Source organism: Blastocatellia bacterium, from assembly GCA_025055075.1.
Classification (GTDB): Bacteria; Acidobacteriota; Blastocatellia; order HR10; family HR10; genus HR10.
Window position 1 is genome coordinate 1 of the sequence record JANWYV010000010.1, and the last position, 25474, is coordinate 25474.

Annotated in this window: 24 protein-coding genes, 1 pseudogene and 1 riboswitch; of the genes and pseudogenes, 14 read left to right on the top strand and 11 right to left on the bottom strand. The window is 59.8% G+C overall.

Annotated elements, in window-relative coordinates:
* Nucleotides 1-482 precede the first annotated feature (482 nt).
* The gene (locus tag NZ746_02960) at nucleotides 483-2234 is read left to right on the top strand and encodes an FG-GAP-like repeat-containing protein (GenBank protein MCS6816323.1); all 1752 of its coding nucleotides are present in this window, start codon (nucleotides 483-485) and stop codon (nucleotides 2232-2234) included.
* Between the two features lie 40 nt (nucleotides 2235-2274).
* On the opposite strand, the pseudogene NZ746_02965 reads toward NZ746_02960, so the two are convergent.
* The 3 genes and pseudogenes from NZ746_02965 to NZ746_02975 form a co-directional block, all read right to left on the bottom strand.
* Nucleotides 2275-2676, bottom strand: a pseudogene (locus NZ746_02965) (redoxin domain-containing protein).
* A 15-nt stretch (nucleotides 2677-2691) separates the two neighbouring features.
* Nucleotides 2692-2817, bottom strand: coding sequence for a hypothetical protein (locus tag NZ746_02970; GenBank protein MCS6816324.1), 126 nt, complete (start codon nucleotides 2815-2817; stop codon nucleotides 2692-2694).
* 84 nt (nucleotides 2818-2901) lie between these two features.
* Nucleotides 2902-4344, bottom strand: a complete 1443-nt coding sequence (locus NZ746_02975) for an RtcB family protein (GenBank protein ID MCS6816325.1) — start codon at nucleotides 4342-4344, stop codon at nucleotides 2902-2904.
* 74 nt (nucleotides 4345-4418) lie between these two features.
* Between NZ746_02975 and NZ746_02980 the strand changes: the two genes are divergently transcribed.
* The gene (locus NZ746_02980; protein MCS6816326.1) at nucleotides 4419-6038 is read left to right on the top strand and encodes an ATP-binding protein; all 1620 of its coding nucleotides are present in this window, start codon (nucleotides 4419-4421) and stop codon (nucleotides 6036-6038) included.
* The gene (locus NZ746_02985; protein ID MCS6816327.1) at nucleotides 6013-7407 is read left to right on the top strand and encodes a sigma-54 dependent transcriptional regulator; all 1395 of its coding nucleotides are present in this window, start codon (nucleotides 6013-6015) and stop codon (nucleotides 7405-7407) included. Before NZ746_02980 ends, NZ746_02985 begins: the two co-directional genes overlap by 26 nt.
* A gap of 136 nt (nucleotides 7408-7543) precedes the next feature.
* On the opposite strand, the gene NZ746_02990 is transcribed toward NZ746_02985, so the two are convergent.
* The 6 genes from NZ746_02990 to NZ746_03015 form a co-directional block, all read right to left on the bottom strand.
* Entirely contained in the window at nucleotides 7544-8137 is a 594-nt protein-coding gene (locus NZ746_02990) for a DedA family protein (protein MCS6816328.1), read from the bottom strand.
* The gene (locus tag NZ746_02995; GenBank protein ID MCS6816329.1) at nucleotides 8121-9413 is read right to left on the bottom strand and encodes a DegT/DnrJ/EryC1/StrS family aminotransferase; all 1293 of its coding nucleotides are present in this window, start codon (nucleotides 9411-9413) and stop codon (nucleotides 8121-8123) included. Before NZ746_02995 ends, NZ746_02990 begins: the two co-directional genes overlap by 17 nt.
* A gap of 20 nt (nucleotides 9414-9433) precedes the next feature.
* Entirely contained in the window at nucleotides 9434-10822 is a 1389-nt protein-coding gene (locus tag NZ746_03000) for a radical SAM protein (protein ID MCS6816330.1), read from the bottom strand.
* 201 nt (nucleotides 10823-11023) lie between these two features.
* Complete coding sequence (locus NZ746_03005) at nucleotides 11024-11656, bottom strand: hypothetical protein (protein MCS6816331.1); 633 nt, start codon at nucleotides 11654-11656, stop codon at nucleotides 11024-11026.
* Between the two features lie 213 nt (nucleotides 11657-11869).
* Nucleotides 11870-12127: a hypothetical protein gene (locus NZ746_03010; GenBank protein ID MCS6816332.1), complete on the bottom strand. Its 258-nt coding sequence runs from the start codon at nucleotides 12125-12127 to the stop codon at nucleotides 11870-11872.
* A 199-nt stretch (nucleotides 12128-12326) separates the two neighbouring features.
* On the bottom strand, nucleotides 12327-12569 hold the full coding sequence (locus NZ746_03015; protein ID MCS6816333.1) for a twin-arginine translocase TatA/TatE family subunit: 243 nt from the start codon (nucleotides 12567-12569) through the stop codon (nucleotides 12327-12329).
* A 433-nt stretch (nucleotides 12570-13002) separates the two neighbouring features.
* On the opposite strand from NZ746_03015, the gene NZ746_03020 reads away from it, so the two are divergent.
* From NZ746_03020 to NZ746_03030, 3 genes are all read left to right on the top strand, one after another.
* Nucleotides 13003-13641 carry a hypothetical protein gene (locus NZ746_03020; protein MCS6816334.1) on the top strand — a complete coding sequence of 213 codons (639 nt, stop codon included), beginning with the start codon at nucleotides 13003-13005 and terminating at the stop codon, nucleotides 13639-13641.
* A 245-nt stretch (nucleotides 13642-13886) separates the two neighbouring features.
* Nucleotides 13887-14681 carry a bis-aminopropyl spermidine synthase family protein gene (locus NZ746_03025; protein MCS6816335.1) on the top strand — a complete coding sequence of 265 codons (795 nt, stop codon included), beginning with the start codon at nucleotides 13887-13889 and terminating at the stop codon, nucleotides 14679-14681.
* A 17-nt stretch (nucleotides 14682-14698) separates the two neighbouring features.
* A complete protein-coding gene (locus tag NZ746_03030) occupies nucleotides 14699-15394 on the top strand; it encodes a VIT1/CCC1 transporter family protein (protein MCS6816336.1) in 696 nt (231 codons plus the stop codon).
* 33 nt (nucleotides 15395-15427) lie between these two features.
* Here the strand turns inward: NZ746_03030 and NZ746_03035 are convergent, their stop codons facing one another.
* Complete coding sequence (locus tag NZ746_03035; GenBank protein ID MCS6816337.1) at nucleotides 15428-15847, bottom strand: hypothetical protein; 420 nt, start codon at nucleotides 15845-15847, stop codon at nucleotides 15428-15430.
* A complete protein-coding gene (locus NZ746_03040; protein MCS6816338.1) occupies nucleotides 15844-16230 on the bottom strand; it encodes a HEAT repeat domain-containing protein in 387 nt (128 codons plus the stop codon). The genes NZ746_03035 and NZ746_03040 overlap by 4 nt, the downstream gene beginning before the upstream one ends.
* A gap of 50 nt (nucleotides 16231-16280) precedes the next feature.
* A riboswitch (Fluoride riboswitch) is annotated at nucleotides 16281-16352 on the bottom strand.
* A 566-nt stretch (nucleotides 16353-16918) separates the two neighbouring features.
* Here NZ746_03040 and NZ746_03045 point away from each other — a divergent pair.
* From NZ746_03045 to NZ746_03080, 8 genes are all read left to right on the top strand, one after another.
* Entirely contained in the window at nucleotides 16919-17992 is a 1074-nt protein-coding gene (locus tag NZ746_03045; protein MCS6816339.1) for an energy transducer TonB, read from the top strand.
* Nucleotides 17993-17999: 7 nt separating this feature from the next.
* Entirely contained in the window at nucleotides 18000-18209 is a 210-nt protein-coding gene (locus tag NZ746_03050) for a hypothetical protein (protein ID MCS6816340.1), read from the top strand.
* 264 nt (nucleotides 18210-18473) lie between these two features.
* Nucleotides 18474-18923, top strand: a complete 450-nt coding sequence (locus NZ746_03055) for a hypothetical protein (GenBank protein ID MCS6816341.1) — start codon at nucleotides 18474-18476, stop codon at nucleotides 18921-18923.
* Between the two features lie 96 nt (nucleotides 18924-19019).
* The gene (locus tag NZ746_03060) at nucleotides 19020-19814 is read left to right on the top strand and encodes a BON domain-containing protein (GenBank protein ID MCS6816342.1); all 795 of its coding nucleotides are present in this window, start codon (nucleotides 19020-19022) and stop codon (nucleotides 19812-19814) included.
* Between the two features lie 96 nt (nucleotides 19815-19910).
* The gene (locus NZ746_03065) at nucleotides 19911-21425 is read left to right on the top strand and encodes a DegQ family serine endoprotease (protein MCS6816343.1); all 1515 of its coding nucleotides are present in this window, start codon (nucleotides 19911-19913) and stop codon (nucleotides 21423-21425) included.
* Between the two features lie 217 nt (nucleotides 21426-21642).
* Nucleotides 21643-22218, top strand: a complete 576-nt coding sequence (locus tag NZ746_03070; GenBank protein MCS6816344.1) for a DedA family protein — start codon at nucleotides 21643-21645, stop codon at nucleotides 22216-22218.
* Between the two features lie 250 nt (nucleotides 22219-22468).
* Nucleotides 22469-23806, top strand: a complete 1338-nt coding sequence (locus tag NZ746_03075) for a nitrate/sulfonate/bicarbonate ABC transporter ATP-binding protein (GenBank protein MCS6816345.1) — start codon at nucleotides 22469-22471, stop codon at nucleotides 23804-23806.
* Between the two features lie 55 nt (nucleotides 23807-23861).
* Nucleotides 23862-25474, top strand: a 1613-nt coding sequence (locus NZ746_03080; protein ID MCS6816346.1) for an ABC transporter permease subunit, incomplete at its 3' end; no start/stop codon positions are given.

Genomic DNA, 25474 nt, shown 5'->3' on the forward strand with positions numbered 1-25474 from the left:
GAAAGTCAAATGGGCAATTTAGAGTCACGACATCTGGCGTCTACGGGGTAGTGCCCGATCCTGATCCCAAACTCCTTAGGGGAGAAGGAATGAGACTTGCCCAGCAAGATCAGGTCTAGAGTGGCGAATGTGAATTTCGAAGCAGTCAGTGTGTGGTGGAGTGGGAGTGTGACCTTAGCCAAAGGCCAACGACTACGCCAGCGACTACGCCAATCCGCGTTAGTACATGCCCGGACGGTTCGCCTGGATACTGGTTGCGCATAGACGAATTTGCGCCCCCGCAGGGTTGCCGAATTCGAGCCGTTAAGTGTCAGTACGAAAACGCCTGCAGGAGCGGTGGCGGCGGAGGCGGCGGCGGCAGTGGGGCTCCATTCGCCATCATCAAGCGAACGACGGGAGGCGATGGGACTTTCGCTATTGATTGGTGGGGCCGAGCGGCAGCCGGGCAACCCTTTGTAATCACGACCTCCGGTGGTCAGGGAATGACAACTCCCGACCCCGCCCTCATTGATGGGGAAGGCATCTGCCTCGCCGAGAGGGATCGAACTCTTAGAGGCGACTGTACCTTCCGCAAGAGTAGGTGCGAGGTAATTTGGCAATGCGGCGGTGGTAAGGCCCAGACGCCGCCCGTACCGAAGGACATCCCTCTTAGTCAATGTCCGAACGGCTCAAGCGGATACTTGATCGGTACAAAGTATTTCATCCCTCCGGATAGAGGCTGCACTTTCCAAGGGGTTCGATGCGAGTACGAGAATGAATGCAGAGGCGGTGGGGGCAGTACGCTCTCGATCACTAAAACCTGCGAACCGCGCACAGTAACCGCGGGAATGCCGGTGACCTGCACGATCACAGTGCGCAATACCGGGAATCGGCCTGAAACCTTCCAGATCACTGAACAGTTACCGTCTGGGATGGAATTCCTCTCGGCCACCCCACCCGGATGGGTGAGCGTGCAAAATGGCCAACTCATCATCCAGGGAAGCGTGGGGGCGAATTCCAGCGTTCAAATCGCCGTCGTCGTCATGGTGACCGGACATGGACCATTGACGAATTCCGTTCTCTTGACCACAGGCGGCGGACAACCACCGGCAGAGTGCAAAAAGAAAGAAGGTTGTCCTGGTGACGGCGGCAGCGGCAGCAGTGGACAAGCTAGTGACACGGTCACCAGTCGCGGGCGTCCGAGCACGGTTGGAACAGCCTTCATCGCGGCGAGCGCCCTTCGGGCGGGCGGGTCTTCGGCAGCTTCGCCGAGGGTCCCTAAGGGCATCCTTCTGGTGGACTCGGAGACGAATCGGTTGCTGGTTTATCTCTCTCGCGGCGATGGGACGTTCCGACGTTTCAAGACCTACACGACGGGGCAAGGCCCTGTGGATGTGAAAGCAGGTGACTTCGATGGTGATGGGAAGACCGATGCCGTCGTGGTGAACTCGATGTCGGACAGCATCACCATCTTCTTCGGCAATGGGGACGGGACGTTTCGCAAGGCGCGCGAGGTGCAGCTCCCTGGCACGAAGCCGGTCGCCGTTGCCTTGACAGACTTCGATCGAGATGGCGCGCTCGATCTGGCGATCGCCCAGCAAGGCTCGGCTGACTTGGCTATCCTCCTCGGTCGCGGAGATGGAACGTTCCGATTGCTGGCGACCATCCCATTGTTTGATGGGAAACCCAGCTCGGTCTCCATCGCCGATTGGAATTTGGATGGCTCGCCCGACTTAATCGTGACGGCGATCGTGACCAATGAAGTCGTCTTCTTCCGCGGCGACGGACGCGGCCACTTCAGCGAGGCGGGACGACGAGCGGTCGGCGAATATCCCGTAGCCAGTGCGACGGGGGATTTCGATCGAGATGGTCAGATGGACATCGCCGTTGCGAACCTCCTCTCGGATTCGATCACTCTCCTCCTTTCCCAAGGCAAGAGCCGGAGCCTGGGCTTCACGCGGGTGGACGTGGAATCGGTCGAGCAACCCACCTTCGTCATTAGTGGCGAGTTCTTCAAGGGCACGGCGGGTGTGGCGGCTCCGAATTTCACGGCCAATACGGTCACGTTCATCAGCTTCGAACAAGGACGGCCTCGGACCGTTCGACGTCTGCGAGCGATTGCGGAGCCGGTTTCGCTGGGGCTTGGAGACTTCAACGATGACGGATTGCTAGACGTGGTCGTTGCGGGCCTGCCCGTTGGAAGCTTGGGCACGCTCGTCGGTCGAGAAAACGGCACGTTTGCCTTGAAGCGATAGCAGAAGCATGGCGGAGGGCTCGTTCCTCGGGCCCTCCGCATCACCCCCTTAAACGAGCAAGCTCCTTCAGCAAAAGCTCATTCGAAGGATTATCCGCAATATCGCGATACCGATGGATGAACCGGATTATCCCGAGCTCATCCACAACGAAGACGCCGGGCATCTGTCGGACGTCCCCAATGGGCTTCCCTGCCGAATGTCCACTCTGTACCGCGCGGAGTCCGCGCCACCAGACTCGCGGTCCCATGATTTGAGTCAGCGTGCCGCTGCCCAGGCCATATGCCGCGTAGGCTTTTCGCTCGGGATCGGAGAGGCAAGGAAAGGGCACAGCACGCTCCCGACAAAAGGCACGGGTTTGCTCCACGTCGCCTTGGCCGATGAGGACGACCTCAGCACCTTGCTTGCGAAAGCGTTCATAGTCGCGTCGCAGCCCGGCGACGTGCTCGCGACAGAACGGTCAGCCGTAGTGGCGCAGGAAAACGAGAATGGCCGGTCCCTGCGCCCAAAACTCCGACAGGCGCACGAACCGACCATCGGCGCGCATGAGTTCAACATCAGGCGCTCGATCCCCAATTTTAAGCATCGTTCCTCTTGCGCCGACCTCGCCTTGCCATGAGCGTAGTGCGTCGAAGCTTCTCGCTCATGACCTTGTCACGCGATGCATGTTTCACCCCTTCACCACGCCGATCGGGCGCAGCCGGGCGACGCGCCGCGCGATGCCGGCGGCTTCGACGACGCGGGCAACATCGTTCACGTCCTTGTACGCCTCAGGGACTTCTTCCAACACGCCATCTTTGCTCGCCGCTTTGATCAAGACGCCGCGCTCGGCCAATTGCCGGCGAACTTGATTGATATCCCGCCCCTTCTTGGCCGCTGTGCGCGACATGACCCGTCCGGCGCCATGACAGCTCGAGGCGAACGTTTCTTCGGCCGCCGTACCGATGAGCACATAGGAGGCGCGCCCCATATCGCCAGGGATGATCACCGGTTGGCCAATGGTGCGATACGTCTCATGCAGCTCCGGATGACCAGCCGGCAGCGCTCGCGTGGCCCCTTTGCGATGCACCAAGACACGTCGCGGCTTGCCTTCAATAGCATGCGTCTCGAACTTGGCGATATTGTGGGCGACATCGTAGACGATCTGAAGTTCGCCATCGTCCCCGAAGTGCTTCCGAAAGACCTCGCGCACCCAGTGGGTGATCATCTGTCGGTTCGCGAAGGCGAAATTAGCCGCCGCGTTCATCGCCCCCAAATAATCCTGTCCCTCCGGGGACTTGATGTACGTGGCTGCCATCTCCTTATCGGGCAGGTGAATCTTGTACTTCTGCATGGCTGAGCGCAGGACCTTCAGATAATCCGTGCAAACCTGATGGCCGAACCCGCGCGAGCCCGTGTGAATGAGCACGGTCACCTGTCCCGGACGCAGTCCGAAAGCTTGTGCCGCCGCGCGATCGAAGACCTCCTCGACGTACTGAATCTCCAGGAAATGGTTGCCCGATCCGAGGGTACCGAGTTGATCCGCCCCACGCTGGCGCGCGTATTCGCTCACGGCTTTGGGATTTGCGCCCGGAATGCACCCGCGCGACTCGATGTGATCCAAATCCTCTTCCCGCCCGTAGCCTTGTTCGACCGCCCATTGCGCGCCTAAGCGCAAGACGTTATCCATCTCCGCGCGATTGACGCTGATCTGCCCTTCCCGCCCCGTCCCCGCCGGAACCGCATGGAACAGATCATTCACGATGTTCTCCAGTTTCGGACGGACCTGTTCCAACGTTAATTCCGAACGGAGCAAGCGCACGCCGCAATTGATGTCGAAGCCGATACCGGCTGGCGAGACGACTCCCTCCTCGGCATCCGTCGCGGCCACGCCCCCAATGGGGAATCCGTATCCTTGATGCACATCCGGTAAGACGATCGGACGTCCCACGACGCCGGGCAGAAATGCCAAATTCGCCGCTTGTTCGAGGGAAAGATCCTTGGTCACTGTCTCCAGAAGCGCCTCATCCACGAAGATGATCACATCCGTCTGCATGCCCGGCTTATACGTGCGCGGGATCATGTACCGATATTCATCGAGTTTGACGAGAATCCGACGCCAGTCTTTCGACATGGTGACACCCCCTTGCTTTCGTTGAAATCTCAATTATACACGATCGGCGCGTTTTTGTTACAATCGAAGCTCGTATGGGCGAGTTCAGGTGGAAAAGGCCCTTCCACCTCAGCCTTCACGCGAGAGTCGCGCTCTCAATCGCGGCGCTCGTTCTCTTGATCTTCGGCGCGCTTCTTTCGATCTCCCTCTCGACAATGGAGACGCTGGTCCGAGAAGAGAATCAGCGGCGAGCGGAACTACTGGCGGCGCAATTGGCACAACATCTCTCCTCCGAGCAAAAGACGGACCTGGCCGCGCTGCGCACGGACGCCCTCTCTTATCGGCAAGCCCACAGCGAGATCCGCGAGATTCACATCTATAGCCTGACGCGCTCGGGCGTGCGCGAAGTCATCACTGTGCCCATGAGCACTTCGGAGAACCTCCCCTCGATGCCCGTCCCGCTCGACCTTCTGGGCGAGGCCCAGCAAGGGAAGGTCGCCTCGCGCCTCGAGGCGGTGCGAGGGGAGAGCTATCGCATTTCCGCCGGAGCTCCGATTGAGAGTGGGGGCAAGCCGATTGGCTTTGTCGTCCTTCGCACTGAGATGGCCTACGGCAAGACGCTCCTTGAGCGCATGAATCGTCTCGCATGGCTCGCCCTTTTGGTCGCCATCACAGGAATCACCGTCGCCCTTCATCTTCTCTTCCGACGATTGATCTATCGCCCCATTCGCACGATCTTAGACACAATGCACCATGCCGAAACGGGCGACCTTCGCGCCCGCGTGCCGGTGACCTCTCAGGATGAGATGGGAACTTTGAGCCTGGGATTGAATGCGCTCCTTGCTCGCGTTCAAGAGATGACGGAAGCACTGGAAACCGAACAACAGCGCCTGGAGGGGCTCGTGCGCGAGGCGACGGCAGAGTTGAGCGAGAGAAACCGGCAGCTTCAGGAGGCGAATCTCCAACTCTTCGCGATTCAGCGACAACTCCTCCACATGGAGCGTCTGGCGGCGGCTGGGTACATGGCGGCGCAATTCGCCCACGAGATCGGAACCCCGCTCAATCTCATCTCCGGGCATATTCAGCTTCTGCGCACCCGCACGCACGATGAAGAGGGCATTCGCCGACTCACCATCATCCTCGGACAGATCGAACGCATCGAACGCATTGTGCGTCGCTTGCTGGATGCCACGCGACGGCCACGATGGGAACATCTGCCGCTCCGCATCGAATCCCTGTTGTCCTCCATCGTGGAGATCGTCATGCCGACGCTTCAGGAACGCAAGATCGAAGTGAGTTTGGAGCTGGCTCCTGATCTCCCGGAGATCCTCGGCTCGCCCGAACAGCTCCAACAGGTGCTTATCAATGTGATCGCCAATAGCTTGGATGCCATGCCCGCGGGAGGGCGCCTGACTCTTCGCGCCTTCGTCGCAGGGACGGAGAAAGTCATCATCGAATGCGCGGACACGGGCATTGGGATGAGCCCGGATGTCCTGGCTCACATCTTCGAGCCCTTCTTCACGACGAAGGCGAATGAGCGCGGGAGCGGACTCGGCCTTTCGATCGTGCGACAGATCGTCAAGGAGCACGGAGGTGAGATCACCGTGCACAGCGAGCCGGGCCAGGGCACAATCGTCCGATTGGCCTTCCCGACTCTGACGGCGCGACGCTCAACATCGGAGAGCGAATATGAAGAAGATTCTCATCGTGGATGATGATCCCGAGACGTGCGAGTTTCTGACCGAGCTCTTCTCGGTCGAGGATTGGTCGGTACAAACAGCGCTTTCGGCCGGACGGGCATTGGAGCTTCTGGAGCGCGAGGACTTTGACTGCGTCATCGCCGATCTGAATTTGAATGAGGCGCAAACAGGCTTGGACGTGCTCAGGGCCTTCAAGACCCGATCACCTCAAACGGAGGTCATTCTGATCACTGGCTTCGGGACGCTCGAGGCGGCTGTCGAAGCTTTGCGCAGCGGCGCTTTCGATTTCATCTCCAAGCCGTTCAAGGTCGAAGATGTCCTCGAGACTGTGCGTCGCGCGCTCCGACTCCATGAGCCGGTGCGAGAAGAGAGCGCCCTGCAACGCCTGCTGGAACCTTATGAGGCTTCGGGTCTGATTGGGCGCACACCGCAGATGATTGAGCTCTACAAAGAGATCGCCCGCGTGGCGCCGACTCTCTCGACGGTTCTGATCATCGGAGAATCGGGAACGGGAAAGGAATTAATCGCCCGCGCTATTCACACGCACAGTGCGCGCGCGCACGGTCCCTTCATCGCCGTCAACTGCGGGGCGCTGACGGAGACGTTGCTTGAAGCGGAGCTCTTCGGGCACGCGCGGGGCAGCTTCACTGGCGCCGTCGCCGATAAGAAAGGCCTTTTCGAGGAGGCGGATGGAGGAACGCTCTTCCTGGACGAGATCAGCGAGACGACGCCTGCCCTCCAGGTGAAACTCCTCCGTGCCCTTCAAGAGGGCGAGATCAAGCGCGTGGGGGAGACTCGAACCCGTCGCGTAGATGTGCGAGTGATTGCTGCGACGAATCGCGATTTGGAAGAAGAGGTAAAAGCCGGACGTTTCCGCGAGGATCTCTATTATCGTCTGAGCGTCGTCACCTTGCGCGTACCGCCTTTGAGAGAACGTCGAGAGGACATCCCCCTCCTGGCCACGCACTTTCTCCGACGGGCTACGCAGCAAACCGGGCAGGTGCTCGCTTTCTCTCCGGCGGCCTTGGCGCTGCTGAAAGCCTACTCCTGGCCTGGCAATGTCCGCGAGTTGGAGAACAGCATCGAATACGCGGTCATTCATGCGCGGGGGGGATTGATCGTTCCCGAGGATCTGCCCGAGAAGATCCGCGTTGCCGTGCCTTCCCCTCGACAAGGGCACGCTTCTGCATCCTTAGAGGCGACGCTCTTTCACGACCTGCCCTCGCTCGACGAATTGGAGCGGCGCTACCTGCTCTACGTCCTCGAGGCCGTCCATGGGAATCGAAGCCGTGCCGCCGAGATCCTTGGCATTGACCGGCGTACGCTCTACCGCATGGCGGAGCGCTTTGGCATTCCATTGGAGCGAACGAGCGCAGACTCCTGAGAGACCTCCCACGAAGCGCCATCCTTAGCGTCTCCTCCGTCAGGTAGGCATCGCGCGAGCGTCTCGTAGAATGAGCGCCACGCCGAGGGTGATGCTCCCGATACTGAGAGCAGCGCGAACCGGACGGCCGGCAAGATCAGCCAGAATCAATCCCCACATGATCCTTCATCGCCGAGGGGGCGCCGGCCGGACGTCTCCAGAGCAATCGCATCAGCAGGATGAGCGTGAGGGCGGCCAGTACCACGACGGCCACCCAGACGCGCCATTCGGAGGAAGCGATAACGGACCAGACGAAATTGAGCATTATTCCGTAAAAGGATGCCCACAGCAGGGCACTCAGGAAATTCAGGACGCTGTAGATCAGTGGTGACATCCCCAGCATCCCGCACACCAGTGGGATTGTGATGCGCAATCCGGCGAGAAAGCGCGAAACGACAACGACACCTAGTCCATAACGCGCCAGCAGCACCTGCGCCCGCTCAATAGCCCGTCGGCCGCGCGCCGAGCGCTGCAGCCGTCTCCACCCGTATCGGCGCCCGAGGTAGAAATAAATCTGGTCTCCCACGGCTCCCCCCAAAGCCGCGGCCGCTATGACGCCCGGAAGATTCAAAAGTCCCTTCTTCGCCAACCACACGGCGACGACGAGGCCCTCCTCACCCCCGAGCACAGCCCAGAGGAAAATGCCCCAATACCCATAGGCGCGAATGTACGATTCAACCCGAGGATCCATGGGCGAGAACCCCTCCGGCACCGACCCGAAGCGGCGGGAGATCGTAGCTGATCTCTTTGATCACGCGAATGATTCGCTCCACATCGCGCGGCTGCAGCCCTGAATAAACGGGTAGCTGTCGCGTTTCGGCAGCCGTCTCGGCCACTGGACATGGGCGCGCGTCCGAAGCAAAGAGTGGGAGTTTGGAGCAGATGTCTACATGCATCATCTCAATGTCAACGCCCCGTCGAATCGCCCGACGCGTCAAAGCGGATGGATCGGACACGCGAATGCAATATTGATAAAACACCGGTTCTGTGTCTGGGAGTGGACGCGGAAGGTCCAACGAGGGGATCCCTGCCAATCCCTCGCTCAGCCGCTGCGCGTGTTCACGGGTTCGCGCATTCCACGCCTCCAGATGTTCCAGAGCCGCCAAGCCGATCAGGGCTTGCGCATTGCTATACCGACGGCGGTAGGATGTGGGAAGCGGATCCAACCGACGAATCTTCTCCCAAAGAAAGGCCGAGACATCCCGGTCCCCAAGGAAAGAGGCGATCAGGAAGAGCGGAAAGAGCGTGAATGTGAAGCCGCGCGGGCTGATAAAGACCTGTTGCAGCCATCCGAGCAACAGCTTTCCCAAAACCGAGATCGCCGACGGCCACGGTTCGGCTTCCGCCAGACTCCGGATACGCTGGGCGAGCGCGTCATCGTCAGTCACAGCCATTCCCCCTCCGTAGGTGTTCAGCCCTTTGAGGAGCTGGAAGCTGAAGAAAGCGGCGTGGCCAAAGGTCCCGACTTTGCGACCGCGATAGGTTGCGCCAAGTGCGTGAGCGCAGTCTTCGATGACTAACACGTCGTGCCGCTCGGCCCATCGGAGGATGGGCTCCATGTCGCAGGGGTGGCCATATAAGTGCGTGGGGACGACGGCGCGCGTCCGCTCCGTCAGCGCCCTCGCCAGCGCTTGAGGAGCGAGGGTGTAGTGGCGTGGGTCCACATCGACGAAGATCGGGCGCAGTCCGGCCACTTGAGCCATCTCCGGTACCACCCAAAAAGTGACCGCCGGGATGAGGATCTCCGATCCTTCGGGCAACTCCAGCGCCCGCAGGATGTAGTAAAAGGCCATGCGCCCGTATGATGTCGCGATCGCATGCCGCAGACCATGATACGCGGCGAATCGCTGCTCGAATTCGCGAATGGCCGGACCGCGCACCCCTTGCCCCGTTAAAAGCGCCTTCAGTGCTCGCTGCCATGCCCCCGGCGCTTGCCGAACTCCATATCGCGCAATCGTGCGGATCACTTCGGGTGGCCTCCTCCGCGTCATCCGGGAAAGAGCGCCGCCTCTATCTCCAACTGCCGACGCTTCGCATAGGCGTCAGCCCATGCGACCATCTGTTCAAACAACCCCGATGTCGGCAACCGAAGATAACCCCACAACCAGGATGGGCGAATGTAGAAACGCGAGTAGGCCGTCTCCAGCAGAAACCGCAACTGTTCGTGCGTGAGCGTCGGATGGCGAAACGTCGGCGTGTAGCCGTCGAACTTCTCCAGATCGGACTCAACGATGCGCGAGGCCATCTGCTTGTAGAGTGGCGTGCCGGGATAGGGCGTCAGGATCTTGAAGAGCGCCAGCGTCGTGTTGAGCGCCACGGCATACTCGATCGTCGCCCGAATCGTCTCGACGGTGTCCGTTAAGAAGCCGAGCACGTAGAAGGCCACGGTGCTGATTCCTTTTCGCCGACAGAGCGAGACGATCTCTCGCTGATGCTCCGAGGGAATCGGTCGCCGTCCCACGCGCTTAAGCGTGAGGGCATCCACCGATTCAACGCCAAATCGAACCGAGCGCAAGCCTGCCCGATAGAGCCAACCGATCAGCTCTTCGTCCAAATCGTCAAGTCGCGTCTCGCACTCGAACCGAACGGGCAGATTCCAGCGAAGGATGCCCTCCGCGATCTGAAGCGCCCGCTCCCGATCATAGGTGAAAATCGGATCGCGAAAAACGAGATACACCCGCCCATACTGCCGGCATAACGCGGCAATCTCTTCTAGGACGTTCTCCGGGCTTCGCGCTCGATAGGACGCCACGATGCGATGAGGACAATAGGTGCAGAACTCCGGGCAGCTGCGACTCGACAGCAGGGGGAAAGCCAAGCGCGTGAACCCGAACGGGCGCTCCACGGCGTGCCCGAACATTCCGCGAGGGAACACGTCCCATCGGGGAAAAGGCAGGCGATCCAAGTCCTGCACGGGAGGACTGACGACGAGGCCTCGGAGACTCTCCCCCCGCGCCAGACGCAAGGCCGCCTGCTCGGGCTCCCCTTGAATGACGAAATCCCCATGCTCGATGAGCGCTTCCGCGACATACGTGGCGAACGTCCCGAAGAAACCGACCGCCATCCCGTATCTTTGGCGAGCCGCCTCCGCCCAGCGAATCTCATTCCGAAAATCCACAATTGACGTCAAAACTAACGCCAGATCTCCCGGAGGAAGCTCCCCTCGTGAGATCACGACCTCGTGACCGGCTTGGGCGAAGATCGCGGCAAGGTAACCGAGCTGAATGCTCGGCACGTTGTTGTAGACCTTGAGCATCCATTCCACGAAGCGCGTCGTCCAGGAGGTCCCCCGAAATCGAGAGCCGTATCCTCCGGCAACGGTATCCTTGGCCACGAACCCGTCGTGCCCTTTAATGTCGGCGAGGATGACTCGCATAGGCCTCCTCCGAAACGTGAGCTCGGAGCGAGCAGATACTCCCTCACGGCACGCTCGCTCTTTCGACGCACGCTCGAGCCGAGCCCCCGTATCGCGTCGCGTGGTGCCCCTCAGAAGTCCGACGTGAGGTCAACGAGACGGGCTCTCGTTTCCGCTCACGCCTGCGAAGCGAACGATCCGGTACGAAGCATCCGGCACTGTTCATCTCGGCTCACGCTCACGAGCGAACTGCGCCTCGAGCTGATGGATGGCTTCTTCCAGCATTAGAGCGATCGCTCGATAGTCCTCCATGGTGCGCGCGGTGTGTAGTCGTTCGAGGAGTTCATCGAAACGCGAGATCAATGCCTTTTCCCCACTGGCTGCGATGATGGGGCGCACATCGCTCCACGTCTTCTCTACCCCGAGAGCACGGAGACGAACCATCTTCTCGTCGCCGACTTCGCTCCAATAGCGGAGATCGCGCCCGAGATAGTGAAGACGCCCCAGCTCAGGCACTGGCGCTCGCTCGAACTGAGCGCGCAAGTCCCACATGATGTCTCCCAATTGATTGCACGCGAAGATGGCTCCCGTGGCGTCTTCGGTCAAGAGCGCGCGCTCAAGCTGTACGCGATACAAGTGGAAGAAATCCATCAAAGCGAACGACATTTCCGGATGCTCCAAATCTGGCGCGGGAAGTGTTCGCACGATTTGCTCAAACTCGGCAAAGCGCTCGCGCGCCTGCGCCCAATCCCCTTCATCCAGTGCTTCCAAGAGAGCATCCAGCGCCTCAAGCGCGCGCTGAAAATCAAGCCTGGAGGGCGAAAGCTCCGCCTCATTCGGAGAAGCGGTCGCCATTGGCTGAGAACCCTCGCTTCGAGGGGCGGAATGCCATCCTCTCCCTCGTATCCACAGCGCGAGCCCCACCAGCAGGACGCCTGCGCTCACCACCGCCACCGCGAGAGTCTTCGCTCCCCCATATACGCGCATAGTCCTTCGTGCATGCCCCGCGCTCAAGAGAGAGCGGAGGAACCGGCTCGTCCCTCCGCCCCAAATGTGAGGATATGCCGCTTACTGCGGCTTTCGCGTCTCAGTGGATTCGGACGGAGCCTTCTTTGATGCCTTCTTCACCTTTGCCCGCTTTGTCTTCGTCTCCTTCGCCTCTGGAGTTTGAGCGTGAGTCTGCCCAGCCGCCGTACCACTCGTCTGAGCAGCCGCCGCTTTCGTCGCTGGTTTCGTGGCCTTCTGCGACGTAGCTTGAGCAAAGGCTCCCGATCCACCAAAGGTCAGAAGTACGGCGATTGCCAGCGTCTGCCACCACTTCGACATATCCTGCCTCCTTTCACAGAATTTTGGCTCTCAACGAGCCACCATTTGGGAAAGGCAAATGATGTGCCGAGAGTCGAGCACCTCCCTGCGTAAGCTAAGGCCCGGTCTCTCGAAGGGTTAATTTCGCACCCGACGCGTCGTCCTGGGGGACTGAGTGTGGCACTTCTGGCGCACGCTTCCATCTCGCCACACCTTCTCTTCAAGGAGAGGATGGAGGAGCATCGGAGCGCCTCTCGGTAGAGTCAAGAGGGGCTCTCTCCGGGTTCTCCGATAACTTCCCCCGTGGCGCTTCTTCCGAGAGCCCGCGCTTGAACTCGCTGATCGCGCGGCCGAGCGAACTACCTAGTTCCGGCAACCGTTTCGTACCGAAGAGCAAAAGCGCGATCATGAGGATAAGGAGCAGCTCCGGCAAGCCGATGGAGGAGAACTGAAGCATGAACATCGCTGACCTCCAAAGCAGAAAAAGGAGAGTCGCCAAGCGACTCTCCGAATATCCACCCCACCTTCGCCCATCCTGCGACGGGCGGCGGAAGATCGCATTCGAGAGAAGAGCGGGGGCGTCATGTTCTCCTCTCCCGACTCTCCTCCGCCGCCCGTGCTCTCCCCACCTTCCCGATGGAGGGACGTAGCAACTTACGTGCCAGGCGAGTGGCGCGAGCGCTCTGATGCCCTGCGGAAACCTCATCACCTTCACATTATGGGCGTTAGACCGGAGAAGCCGCGTCGGCCTAGCTCCCGCGGCGCGCATCGTCACTGTGGCGCTTTGGCAAGAGGGTACAAAATCGCCTCGCTCGCTTGATTCCGACGACCGTCGCCCTCTGCCCTAGAGGGAATCTCGCGATGAGTCCCCTTGAGCTTTCCCGTGAGCGTGCGGTATGATCAGCGCTCACCGTATGAGCGACGATCTCTTCATATGGATAGGTCTGGGGTTGGCCATTGGACTCGTCTCCTCAATGCCAATTGGACCGATCAACGCGGCTTTCGCGGTGATAGCGTCCCGCGGAGAGGAGAGCCAGGGACTAGCCTTCGCAGCGATCGTGGCGCTTCTCGATGGTGGATATGCCTTCGCAGCTCTCTCTGCGACGGCGTGGGGGCGTCTCCTCCCATCTCCTTCTGTGGAGATCGCCGCGTGCATGCTCCTGATAGGATACGGCGCCTCCTTGCTCATTCCGCGCCGCACTTCTCCAGCAGTCGCTACAGGCCGACGAGGCGTGCGAGGGGCTCTGGCGGGAGTGGCTTTGGGAAGCGCGCTCTACCTTTCGAATCCGGCATTCGCGGCCTTTTGGATCGGTACAGCTTTCGCTCTGCGGACGAAGCTTCCAACGATCGCGCTTCCGGCGCACCGATTTGGTTTCGCTCTTGGCGTGAGCGCAGGAGTCAGCCTTTGGTTCGCTGTACTTCGCGAAATCCTTCATCGTTATCCGCTCCCTCTGCCAAGGGTGCGCCGAATGATGCAAGGGATGGGTATCCTTCTCATCGGATTGGGGGCATATCTCATGGCGAAGCGCTTATGAGGATGAGGCTCACGCCGAGAGACGCTTGCTCTCCTGCTTCGGATCCCTTCGGATCACCAGGCGAGAACGCACGAGAGATCTCCCCTCGCTCCTCGCCCTCTTCGGCGAGGACGCCCTCTCAGCCCGACCGTCTCTCCTTCGAGCACAGGCTGGAATTCTCCCACGCGGATGTCGCCCTCACGCGGGCGAAACGCCTCGCCAAAGGGCTTAGGCTCCATCGCGTCTTTCACGAAATCCGAACGTTCGTGGAGACGGAAAACGAAGCGCTGCTGGCCGCCCTATTCGCCCAAATGGAGATCTTCCTCCAGCGAACGCAGGAAGAAACCACGCCCCCGCAGCCGGAGCTGTTGCGAACGATCGCGTCGCTGCAAAAGCGCTTACGTGTCAAGTCGCACGCACTTCACCAATTGCCGTGCACGCCATCCACGACGGTGAAGCGAGCGGAGCTCATCCGAAGTTACGCGAGAGCGGAAACCCGCATCCTCTGTCTCGGCGACGACGATTTCGTGAGCGTGGCTCTGGCATGGCTCCTCCCGAATGAGATCACTGTCCTTGACCTCGATGCCGAGGTCTTGCATTTGATCGAAACCGCTTCTGGGGAGCATCGCCTTCGCATCGTCTGCCGTCGCGTGGATCTGCGACGCCCACTTCCGGAAGATTTGCGGGGCGCCTATGACATCGTGGTCACTGACCCCATCTATGCCGTGCCGGAGATGCTGCTCTTCCTCTCGGCGGCTGAGGCCTGTTTGCGCAAAGCGCCGACGTCCTACCTCTTCACGGGTGGCGCTCGCGTCTTGGCGGGCCGCTCGTGGACGAAGATCGAGCAGTGGGCGGCGGCTCACCAACTCACCCTGGAGGCCTTTCTGCCTGGCTTCAACGTGTATCCGAAGACGAAACGCCTCCAGTTCCTCCTGAGTCTGGCCGAACGTCTCACGCTTCGCTCTCCACTGACGCGCGCGTGCGTGCGCTTGCCCTATCTTTACTCGGATTACTTCATCTTCCGCTTCCAAGCGGACGCGGGAGAACGTCCGCGCGCATGAGCTTCAGGAGGTGCGCGATGCCCACCGTTCCGCACGTCGAGCGACACTTTCAAGCGACGCCAACGATCCGCGATATCGTGATCGGCATGGCCGATGGATTGACTGTTCCCTTCGCGCTGGCGGCCGGTCTATCAGGTGTCGGAGCCTCGACAAGCGTCGTCGTGACGGCGGGACTGGCCGAGATCGCAGCCGGCGCGATCGCCATGGGACTGGGAGGATACTTGGCGGCCAAGACCGATCTCGAGCACTACCTGGCCGAGCAAATGCGCGAGCGACGCGAGACCGAGCGCATCCCCGAGGAAGAGGCGGAAGAGGTCGCGCAAATTTTCCGGGGCTATGGGCTCACGGACGAACAGATCGCTCCGCTAGTCGCCGCCATTCGCTCCGATCCCGACCGATGGGTCGACTTCATGATGCGCTTCGAACTGGGGCTCGAGCCTCCCGATCCCGTGCGCGCGCGAAAGAGCGCGTTCACCATCGGGCTCGCTTACATCGTCGGTGGCCTCATCCCCTTGTTCCCATACATCCTGCTGGATCAACTGCGGACCGCTCTTCGAGTTTCGGTCTTCGTGACGCCGTTGGCACTTCTGCTGTTCGGATACGTCAAAGGACGGCTGACGGGAATTCGCCCGTGGCGCAGTGCGTTGCAGACGCTCTTCATCGGTAGTCTGGCGGCGACTACAGCCTTCCTGCTCGCTCGCATAATCGGATGAGGCACGCCGCTGGGTTCAGCCCACATCCTTCTCTCAACGCTCGATCACTCGCTCCAAGCGCTCGACCAAGACAAGGAGGGCCTCGATCTCCGGATCGAGCATCTGCCCCAACTGAGGAGCGACTTCGCCATATCCCCGCAGCTTGCTGGCCCGACAATCCGAGAGCACGGCCCAGAAATGCGCGAAATATCCCCGCAACAGACTGCGCACGTCCCTGCGCTGTGGGTGCAACTGAAACCGCTCGCGAAACCGTTGCAACAGATCCCGAATCTGCGCGATCGTCGCCCGAATCCGCGCCCGCTCCTCGGGCGTGAGATCGCTCGTCACCTCAAACATCTCACCTTGAGGAAGGTCCGCGGACAAATACAGTCGCTCCACCTCCAAGAGAGCCCGATCGAAAAGTCCAAGGCTCACCTCTAAGCGACGTCGCTGATGCTCATTGAGCATGCTCATCCCCTCCTGCGATGAGCCGTGCGAATGCCTCTTCTGCCGCTCTCCTCACGCGCACGGCCCCTTGCACCGTGCAGCGTCGCAAGAACTCTCGCGCGCTCATCGCCAATCTCTCCGAGTGCTTCGATCACCGACTCGATCACGTAAGGATCTCGCGTTCGCTCCCCCGTGCCAAGCAGAGCGGGAACGGCTTCGCGAGCTTTCAACCGACCTAAGATCCATGCGGCGCGCCTCACCGTTTGCGGCTCCGGATGCTGCAGTGCCGAGATGAGTTTCTCCACATACGGCGTTGAGCGGGAATAGCGGTTGATGTTCGTGCCACAGCTCGGACAGGTGTCAAAGCCAGCATTCACCTCTCGCCAACAGCTCGGACAGAAGAAGGTCATCCCTGACCCCCCTTTCGCCGACTCCAAAATAAAAACTCCTACTCGGACGTCCCCAAGTAGGAGTCATCAGCCTCGCCCAACCGTCGAGGCGGTTCACGGCGGACTCCATCGCCGCTTCGATAGCTTACCTCAAGCCTTCGCCTGAAGACAACACTAGTTCGTGGCAGCGGGCCTTGTTGAGGCTCACAAGATATGATAATCTGGTTTTTGTGTTCAGAGCGTGGACATGGCGAGGTTCCTTCTTCCCCGTGGCGATTAGTGGAATCCTCGCGGCGCATGCTATCCCGCACGCTTTTGCGAACGAGACACGCGCCATTTCTCAGGCAAATCAGCCTACTCTCATCGCCTCAGCGAGCGAACGCGCGTTTTCCTCAGAACTGCCTGATGAAGGCCACCGGCTCGGCCCTATTCCGAAGGAGACCGATCTCACCGCGGGATCTCTCCGAGCGCCCCTCGCTCACGGTGCCGCCATACAATCGCTCGTCCCTCCGCCCTTGAGGCCCTTGACTGCTGAGGCCGGGCGCCGGAGGTCAGACCGGTTCCTTTTCCCACACCCCTGGAGCGAGAGAAGCCCTCCCGTCATCCTCTCCTGATCGCACACCACCTGCCGTTTTCCCGATAAGAATTGCCTCATCTGTCAGCAGGGAGACGACGCTTCCCTGCCGGTTTCGGAACGGGAGGGCATGTTATGGAACGCGCTCAACTTTTCGAGACGCTTGAGTCCGAATCTTTCGGCGCTCGATTCCTCCGAACCCTTCGAGAAAGCTGGCGAGATTTTCGCGAGGACCCGAAGGGTTTTCTTCAAGCCCTCTTGGGCGCGGAATCCGAGCCCCTGTGGAAAAGACTTCAGCTGGGTTTGCGGGATCACTGGCAAGAATTTCGCGCCGATCCCCAGAGCTATCTCCGATTCCTCCTGAGCAGCAGCGAGCCGGATCAGCGACGAAAGCGCATCTTGTTCGCTGGATGGCTCCTTTCCGTGGTTGCGATTGTTGCCGTCGTGTCGCTAGAGAAAGCCGTTCACCGGCCCATCCCCCATCACCTGGAACCCCAGATTGCCCAAGCTACCGTGACACTGGTCGAACCTTTGCCTCCACCACCACTGTATGCGCCGCGGCAGCGGGTGCGAGCCGGCGGTGGCGGCGGGGGAGGACGAAAGGAGGCGCAACCACCTTCTTTTGGCAAGCTGCCAAAGGCTGAACTGAAGCCGCCCATTGTCGCTCCGAGCCCTCACCCCCCCGAGATCAAAGAGCCTTCTCTTCCCGTGCTGCCCACGATCATGGCGCAACCAGAACTTCTTCCAAAGCTCGACCTCAGCCTCCCCCTTGGCGATCCGACGAGTCACTCATCCATCCCCTCATCGGGACCAGGATCGGGTGGCGGCATCGGAGCAGGTCAAGGAGGTGGTGTCGGTCCTGGACGAGGCGTCGGATATGGCCCGGGAGAAGGATGGAATACAGGAGGAGGCGCGCCTCGGATCGGCGGCGGAGACGTCACCAGCCGCCCCATCATCACGTTCAAACCCAGGCCGGAATGGACGGAGGAAGCCCGGCGAAATCGCATTCAGGGAGTCGTCATCCTCAGCGCTACCTTCGGCGCCGATGGGAGGATCAAACAGGTCCGCGTCATTCGAGGATTAGGATACGGCCTCGATGAGAAGGCCATCGAAGCGGCCACGAAGATCCAGTTCGTCCCCGCGCGCGACGCCCGAGGAAATCCGATGGATTGGCGAGGGACGATCTACGTCGAATTCCACCTGTTGTGAGGAGCCTATGCCGGAATCGGAACCACGACAGCGACTGAGTTTGTGGGGGATCCTCTCGCTGCTCATCCTAGGCGGAATCGCCTATTTCTTTGTCGCACGAGGCGATCTCCTTTTCCTTTACGAACTAGCGATCGTTGCCCTGAGTCTCTTCCTGGTCATCGTCGCCTTCGACATCGGCCTGAGCGACCGCGAGGGGGGGAATCGAAATAGCTGGTGAGCGCCTCTCACCGTCTGTTGCATTGCAGAATCCAGACACCCGCCTGTTTTGAAGCGGGGAGATGACGGTCGTCATCAGCGCCGGCCGGAGTTGAGGAGAATCCCATTTCCGGTTCTCGCCTGGGATGATTAACTCGTCATCTCTGTGGCGGGTTTGCTTGTCGACGCAAAATTGCCGCACTCCCCCGTCGGAACTCATTCTTGCTGGAGTCCTCTTAACTTTCACTTTTTCCGCACATTCCGCCTCGGGCGACGACGTGCGCCGATGTGGTATGACAATTGCATAGAGGAGAAGCGGGAATATGAAACACCACATCAACAAGGAGGGAGAATCATGAGAAAGCTTCTCGTGCTCGCCAACGTCGTCGCTCTGGCCTTTGTCCTGTCCGGTGCTGTGGGAGCGTCCCAAAAAAAGGCGCCGGGGAGAACAGAGGCCCAGCATCCCACACAAGCGAAGGTGAGAACCGCGCGAGGCGAAATCAGCACCGTGGATCTCAACGCGAGGACCCTGACGCTGATGGAGCGCGGCAAAGCCATCACCATCGCCTATGACGACCAAACCAAATTCACCGAGTCTGGACGTCCTGTCCAGCCTTCGGCGATCAAATCCGGGATGATGGCCACCGTGAGGTACGCTGAGCAAGGGGGGAGAAATATCGCGCACGAAGTTCACCTCCGCCCAGCCGCCCATCCCGCTAAGAAGAGCAAACCGTAAGCTGCAACCCCGGGGGACCCCCGAGGCGCCAAGCCCCCAAAGGGTCCCCCACTCTGAATGGAACTCGAGGAATTTCGCACCGAAGGAGGCAGCCGTATGAAAGGGGCAATGAAGGCGACGATGATCGTTCTCTTAACTGCCGTGAGTCTCGGCACGCGCGCCGTTCTGGCGATGGCTCAACAGAGTCGCAACCGCCTCTCGGATGAGACGATCAAAACCCTGGTGGAGCGCCGGCTCATTAAGCACCACTTGCAGCGAGACAACAACATCGCTGTGTCGGTTGAGGATGGCGTCGTGACGCTCACGGGAACTGTGCGCAGCCTGGCCGAGAAACAGCAAGCCGAGAAAGACGCGCGCAGCGTGGATGACGTTGCCAATGTAGAGAACCATTTGAGCATCTCACCGGAAAGCCTTTCCGATCAGCAGATCGCCGACGCCGTGGCCAGAAACATCCGCACGTATGCCTTCTACGATATCTTTGATTGGATCACGGGGGACGTGAATAATGGCGTGGTGACGTTGAAAGGATGGGTGCGCGAGCCGTGGCGCAAAAGCGATTACGAGCGATTGGCAACGCGAGTCCCGGGCGTAAAGGAGGTGCGGAACGACATTCAGGTTCTCCCCACTTCGATCTTCGACGATCAACTGCGCATTCGGATCGCTCGGCTGATCTACCATGATCCGGTGTTCGAGCGATATGCGTTCCAACCCTATCCGCCGATCCACATCATCGTCGAGAACGGAAACGTCATTCTCGAAGGTACGGTCAGCGATCCGGTCGAGCGGCAATTGGCCGAGACGATCGTCCGGGGGGATACGTTGGCGTTGAGCGTGACGAATAATCTCAAAGTGGAATCGCCACGAGAGCCCCGGAAGGATCACCTGCTTTGATTGACCGACATGGCCATCGAATCAAGCGTGACACAGCGAAGGCCGCTCGATCTGAGAGCCGTCGAGCGGAGAAATCACCGCAAGGAGGTTGGAAAAATGGCAGGGGGAAAGATGATGAAAATCCGAATGTGGGTGGGAGCGGTCGGGCTAGGCCTGGCACTGGTTGTGGGTGCCGTGGCGGGATCGCTGATCACGGCGAAGAACCAGGGATTGCCGCTATATACAGCGCGGGTGGTTCCCCTGTATATAGCGACACATGAAGCCCGGGGCGAAGGTCATGCACCGCTGCCCATGACCTTCGCTCCCATCGTCAAGCCGGCGATGGCTGCGGTCGTCAATATCTCTTCATCGAAGATGGTTCGCACGCCGGGGGCAGGTCCCTGGGCGCCGCTGTTCAACGACCCCTTTTTCCGGCAATTCTTTGGTGATCGGTTCCCGTTCAGCATCCCGCGCGAGCGACGCGAGCAGAGCCTGGGTTCCGGAGTCATCGTTAGCCCTGAAGGCTACATCCTCACCAACAACCACGTGGTTGAGGGCGCCACGGACATTAAGGTTGTCCTGGACGATAACCGCGAACTCAAAGCGCGCATCGTGGGTACCGACCCGAAAACCGACGTGGCCGTACTGAAAGTTGATGCCGGCAATCTACCGACGCTCACACTGGGAGATTCCTCGAAGGTTCAAGTGGGTGATCTTGTGTTTGCGATTGGCAATCCCTTCGGTCTGAGTCGGACGGTGACCATGGGAATTGTCAGCGCCACCGGACGCGGCAACTTGGGGATTGAGGATTATGAGGACTTCATCCAGACGGACGCTCCCATCAATCCGGGTAATTCCGGCGGGGCGCTCATCAATGCACGTGGCGAGTTGATCGGCATCAACACGGCGATCCTCTCCAGCGGCGCCCAGGGCAATCAGGGCATCGGGTTCGCTATTCCCATCAATATGGCCCGTCAGGTGATGGAGCAAATCCTTCGGCATGGAAAGGTGATCCGGGGCTACCTCGGTGTGACCATTCAGCCGGTGACCCCCGCGATAGCGAAGGCGTTTGGCCTCCCCCAAGCGCGCGGGGCGCTGGTGGCCGATGTCCGGCCCGACAGCCCAGCGGCACGGAGCGGCCTGAGCAGAGGCGATATTATCCTCGAACTCAGTGGCCAGCCTATCCACGAGAGTCGGGAGCTGCAACTGAAGATCGCGCAAATGGCCCCGGGGACCACTGTGCGCCTGAAAATCTTCCGCAATGGCCAGGAGCGAGAGGTATCAGTTCGGTTAGATGAATTGCCCAGCCAACCACCGTCTCGCAATAACCAGGACAATGAGCCGTCGAGCGCCCTCGATGGCATCAGCGTGGACGAATTAACTCCGCAGGTGGCCCGGCAGTTGGGCCTGTCCGCCTCGATGCGCGGCGTCGTGATCGTTGACGTGGAACCCGGAAGCGCGGCAGCCGACGCCGGTTTACAACGTGGCGATGTGATTCAAGAGGTGAATCGCCAACCTGTCACCAGCGTCCGCGAGTTTGAGCGCGCTGTCGAGCAGGCGGGAAAGAACTCGGTGCTGCTGCTCGTGAATCGAGGGGGAAACACGTTTTACGTTGTCGTCGAACCATACTAAGGGCGATTGTTGGAACGCGCCTTTGCCGTCACGCGAAGTGAGACCAATAGGAGGCTCGCCAACGATTTCGTGAGCGCCGCCAAGCCAATTGGATTCGGCAAAGTTGATGTCATCGGCCTGTGGGTATCTCCGTAGAGTCGTCTAACTATGTGCGCGCTGTGGATCCGTGTTGACGAGCCTTGGGACCAGCTCTAAAATTCCTTCGGGTGTGGAACCGGTGCTTCATTGGGTGGTGCGACATGAGTACGTGGGGATTTTTTCCCTGCTCATGCTGGGCGTCGTCGGCATTCCTTTTCCGGACGAAGGCGTGCTTACCTTCGCTGGCTATCTGATTTACAAAGGCGACCTGCGTCCTGTTCCCACCGCGGCGGCAGCGTTTCTCGGCAGCGTCTGCGGCATCACCGTCAGTTATGGATTGGGCCGCACGATTGGTCTTTACCTGATCAAAAGATACGGACATCTCATTCGCCTCAGGATCGAAGAGGTGGATCGTGTCGAGCAGTGGTTCGATCGCATCGGCAAGTGGGGCTTGCTGCTGGGCTACTTTGTACCGGGCGTCCGCCATCTCATCGCCATAGTAGCTGGAGTTGTCAAACTTCGACTCCCCGTGTTCGCCGCTTTCGCTTATACGGGAGGATTCATCTGGTCGGTGACGTTCATCGCCATGGGTTATCTCTTGGGCGAAGAATGGGCCTGGATCTCAACCAGGATCCCCCGTCCGCTGGCCATCGGTTCGGGCGCGCTCGTTGCTCTCCTCTGGCTTTTTTGGGTCGCGCGAGGGAGGAAATCGTAGGCGGAGCAATATTGTCGTCTTGCGAGGCACGGCGGCTACGTGCGCTCGAACTTCAGAGATAGCTTATGGCTTTTGGTGAGCCGGCTCTGATCGGGATCAATTGGCCTGAGATGCGTTCGCACAACTCACGAGACCTGTTCAAATTCTCTCGGCAGATCGGAGATAGCGGTTGAGGCAGATGGGGACGACAGCGTAAGCTCGACCTTTGATCGCTCGCCGGGAGAAATGTGATTTTCGGTCATCGGACGCCATGACGGAGCGTGAGCGAGGAGGCAGGACACCACCGAATCCCATCGTCGAAGCGCGCGCGGTGGAGATGTTCTATCTTCAACCGGACGGACGTCGTATCGAGGTGATTGCCCCAATTGATCTGGCCATTTACCCAGATCGCATCATCGCCCTTCTTGGTCCGTCCGGCTCGGGCAAGTCCACGCTGCTAAGAATTCTCACGGGATTAGTGCGGCCGTCCGCCGGCGAGGTCCTCTGGCACGGGCAGCCGCTCAATAGTCAGCGCCCGAATGCCGCCATCGTCTTTCAAAGTTTCGCGCTTTTCCCCTGGTTGACCGTGCTGGAAAATGTCGAAGCTCCCCTCAAGGCGCGTGGCCTCGGCAGGGTCGAGCGGCGCAAGCGCGCATTGAAAATTCTCGACATGGTCGGCTTGGACGGATTCGAGACGGCTTATCCCAAGGAGCTGTCCGGCGGGATGAAGCAGCGCGTCGGATTCGCGCGGGCGTTGGTCGTGGAACCGGAAGTGCTGTTCATGGATGAGCCGTTCTCGGCTCTCGATGTGCTGACGGCGGAGAACCTCCGCAGCGAGTTGTTAGAATTGTGGCTGGATCGAAAGATGCCAACGCGCGCGGTCTTCCTCGTTACGCATAACATTGAGGAGGCCGTTCTGTTGGCTGATCGCATCATCGTGCTGAGCCGCAATCCGGCTCGCATCCGCGCCGACTTTGAGGTTCAACTGGCTCACCCGCGCGACCGCAAGGCGGCTCAGTTCGTTGAATTGGTGGACTACATTTACAAGATCCTCACCCAACCTCGCGAAGAGCCGACACAATTGCTAACCGAAGCCAAGCAGGCAGCTGTCAGTGAACCTCCAACAATGAAGTATCAGATGTTGCCGCACGCGCGACCGGGCGGCATCGCTGGCTTAATGGAGATTTTGCTCGACCGTGGCGGGCGCGATGATCTGCATCGCCTTGCGGCCGATTTGATCATGGAAGTGGATGATCTATTGCCGATCGTCGAGGCCGCGGGGATACTGGGATTCGTCAACCTTCAAGAAGGCGATGTGGAGATCACACCCGAGGGTCAGGCCTTCGCCGAAGCTGACATTCTCACCCGAAAAGCTCTCTTCCGCCAGGCGGCGCTCCAGCATGTCCGTCTCCTGCAGCAGATCGAACATGCACTTCGCACCAAATCCGATCATGCCTTGCCCGATGATTTCTTCCTGGACATCTTGGAGGAGCACTTCAGCGAAGAGGAAAGCCAACGGCAACTCGACACAGCGATTCATTGGGGTCGCTACGCCGAAATCTTCGATTACGATGCCGAGAAGGGACGACTTATATTAACGGAGCAATAAGTGGACAGCGAAACGCATCAGCGCACTGTTCATTGTACTACTGACCGCTGCTTTTATGACACCGCTTAGACTACTCAAACCCATCATCTCGGAACGCACGTGGTCATTTTGGATCGATTTGCTTATCTTCGGCGCGGGGCTGGCGCTGTTCTATGCAGTCCTTAGCATCGCCCGCACCTGGTTTGGCCGCGTGACGCCAGTGGTGGAGATTTCGCTCCATCCCTCGGCGTTGCCCGGCTATGCGGCCTTTTCGCTTCTGCGCATCACCATCGCCTATGTCTTGAGTCTTACCTTTACGCTCATTTACGGTTACATTGCGGCGTACAACGCCAAAGCCGAACGCATTATGATCCCACTGCTCGACATCTTGCAGTCCATTCCGGTGCTCAGCTTTTTGCCCGGCGTGATGCTGGCCATGGTGGCGCTGTTTCCGCACCGTCAACTCGGCGTCGAGTTGGGTTCGATCCTGCTCATCTTCACCGGCCAAGTGTGGAACATGGCGTTCAGCTTCTATGCCTCGCTCAAGAGCATTCCGCGCGAGCTGTACGAGGTCGCCCGCATCTATCGCTTCAGTTGGTGGCAACGGTTCACGCAACTGGAATTGCCGTATGCCGCGATTGGGCTGGTGTGGAACTCGATGATGTCGGTAGCGGGTGGATGGTTCTTCCTCATGGCCTGCGAGATGTTCGTGCTGGGCGAGCGCGACTTTCGCCTTCCTGGTATTGGTTCTTATTTGCAGACGGCAGCCGACGCTGGCAATACGTCCGCCATCCTCTGGGGATTGGGTGCGATGATCGGCGTCATTGTGTTGCTCGATCAATTGGTGTGGCGTCCGGTCATCGCCTGGGCGGAGAAGTTTAAATTCGAACAGGTAGAAAGCGCCCGTGTGCCACACTCGCTTGTGCTGGATGTGTTACGCGGCTCGCGGGCGCTCGCTTACATAAACCGCAAAACCATTGCGCCTATGTCTGAGCGCCTGACGTTGTTTTTTGCGCGGCAGGTCCCACCTAGAGAACAGCGTCAACCTTCGGCGTGGCGGATGTGGTTTGTGCGTGCGCTGGCCTTGGTGTTGCTGACCGCCGTTGCGTACGGGCTAATGCACGTCGCATCGCAGATGGCACGACTCACTACCGGAGAGATGGCCCAGATCATGCGTGGTGCGGGCGCTACTTTTCTGCGAGTCACTGTGGCATTGCTCATCGGTGTGAGTTGGACTCTCCCGGTCGGCGTGGCTATCGGTTTTAATCCACGACTGGCGCGCGTGGCGCAGCCGCTCGTGCAGATCGCCGCTTCCGTTCCGGCGACCGCGCTGTTTCCTGTTGTGCTCCTCATGCTCATAAATCTGGGAGGCGGACTGAGTGTGGGCTCGATCCTGCTCATGCTTCTGGGAACGCAATGGTATGTCCTTTTCAACGTGATCGCCGGCGCCATGGCCATCCCCACGGATTTGAAGGAAGCCGCCAGCGTGTTCCGCTTCGGCGCGTGGGATCGTTGGCGACTGCTGATTCTGCCCGGCATCTTCCCCCATCTCATCACTGGGTTAGTGACGGCAGCAGGCGGAGCCTGGAATGCAAGTATTGTGGCCGAATACTTCCACTTCAAGGGTCAGATTCTTTCGACCACAGGCCTGGGAGCAACGATTAGCCACGCCACCGATGCCGGGAATTT

Bases quoted from the DNA above. Each gene is read 5' to 3' on its own strand.
- NZ746_02985 (MCS6816327.1), top strand. From the start codon at position 6,013: ATGAAGAAGATTCTCATCGTGGATGATGATCCCGAGACGTGCGAGTTT.
- NZ746_03020 (MCS6816334.1), top strand. From the start codon at position 13,003: ATGATCAGCGCTCACCGTATGAGCGACGATCTCTTCATATGGATAGGT.
- NZ746_03005 (MCS6816331.1), bottom strand. From the start codon at position 11,656: ATGGCGACCGCTTCTCCGAATGAGGCGGAGCTTTCGCCCTCCAGGCTT.
- NZ746_03030 (MCS6816336.1), top strand. From the start codon at position 14,699: ATGCCCACCGTTCCGCACGTCGAGCGACACTTTCAAGCGACGCCAACG.
- NZ746_03015 (MCS6816333.1), bottom strand. From the start codon at position 12,569: ATGTTCATGCTTCAGTTCTCCTCCATCGGCTTGCCGGAGCTGCTCCTT.
- NZ746_02975 (MCS6816325.1), bottom strand. From the start codon at position 4,344: ATGTCGAAAGACTGGCGTCGGATTCTCGTCAAACTCGATGAATATCGG.
- NZ746_03050 (MCS6816340.1), top strand. From the start codon at position 18,000: ATGCCGGAATCGGAACCACGACAGCGACTGAGTTTGTGGGGGATCCTC.
- NZ746_02980 (MCS6816326.1), top strand. From the start codon at position 4,419: ATGGGCGAGTTCAGGTGGAAAAGGCCCTTCCACCTCAGCCTTCACGCG.
- NZ746_02960 (MCS6816323.1), top strand. From the start codon at position 483: ATGACAACTCCCGACCCCGCCCTCATTGATGGGGAAGGCATCTGCCTC.
- NZ746_03045 (MCS6816339.1), top strand. From the start codon at position 16,919: ATGGAACGCGCTCAACTTTTCGAGACGCTTGAGTCCGAATCTTTCGGC.
- NZ746_03010 (MCS6816332.1), bottom strand. From the start codon at position 12,127: ATGTCGAAGTGGTGGCAGACGCTGGCAATCGCCGTACTTCTGACCTTT.
- NZ746_02990 (MCS6816328.1), bottom strand. From the start codon at position 8,137: ATGGATCCTCGGGTTGAATCGTACATTCGCGCCTATGGGTATTGGGGC.
- NZ746_02970 (MCS6816324.1), bottom strand. From the start codon at position 2,817: ATGCTTAAAATTGGGGATCGAGCGCCTGATGTTGAACTCATGCGCGCC.
- NZ746_03000 (MCS6816330.1), bottom strand. From the start codon at position 10,822: ATGCGAGTCATCCTCGCCGACATTAAAGGGCACGACGGGTTCGTGGCC.
- NZ746_03060 (MCS6816342.1), top strand. From the start codon at position 19,020: ATGAAAGGGGCAATGAAGGCGACGATGATCGTTCTCTTAACTGCCGTG.
- NZ746_03065 (MCS6816343.1), top strand. From the start codon at position 19,911: ATGGCAGGGGGAAAGATGATGAAAATCCGAATGTGGGTGGGAGCGGTC.
- NZ746_03040 (MCS6816338.1), bottom strand. From the start codon at position 16,230: ATGACCTTCTTCTGTCCGAGCTGTTGGCGAGAGGTGAATGCTGGCTTT.
- NZ746_03075 (MCS6816345.1), top strand. From the start codon at position 22,469: ATGACGGAGCGTGAGCGAGGAGGCAGGACACCACCGAATCCCATCGTC.
- NZ746_03035 (MCS6816337.1), bottom strand. From the start codon at position 15,847: ATGAGCATGCTCAATGAGCATCAGCGACGTCGCTTAGAGGTGAGCCTT.
- NZ746_03055 (MCS6816341.1), top strand. From the start codon at position 18,474: ATGTGGTATGACAATTGCATAGAGGAGAAGCGGGAATATGAAACACCA.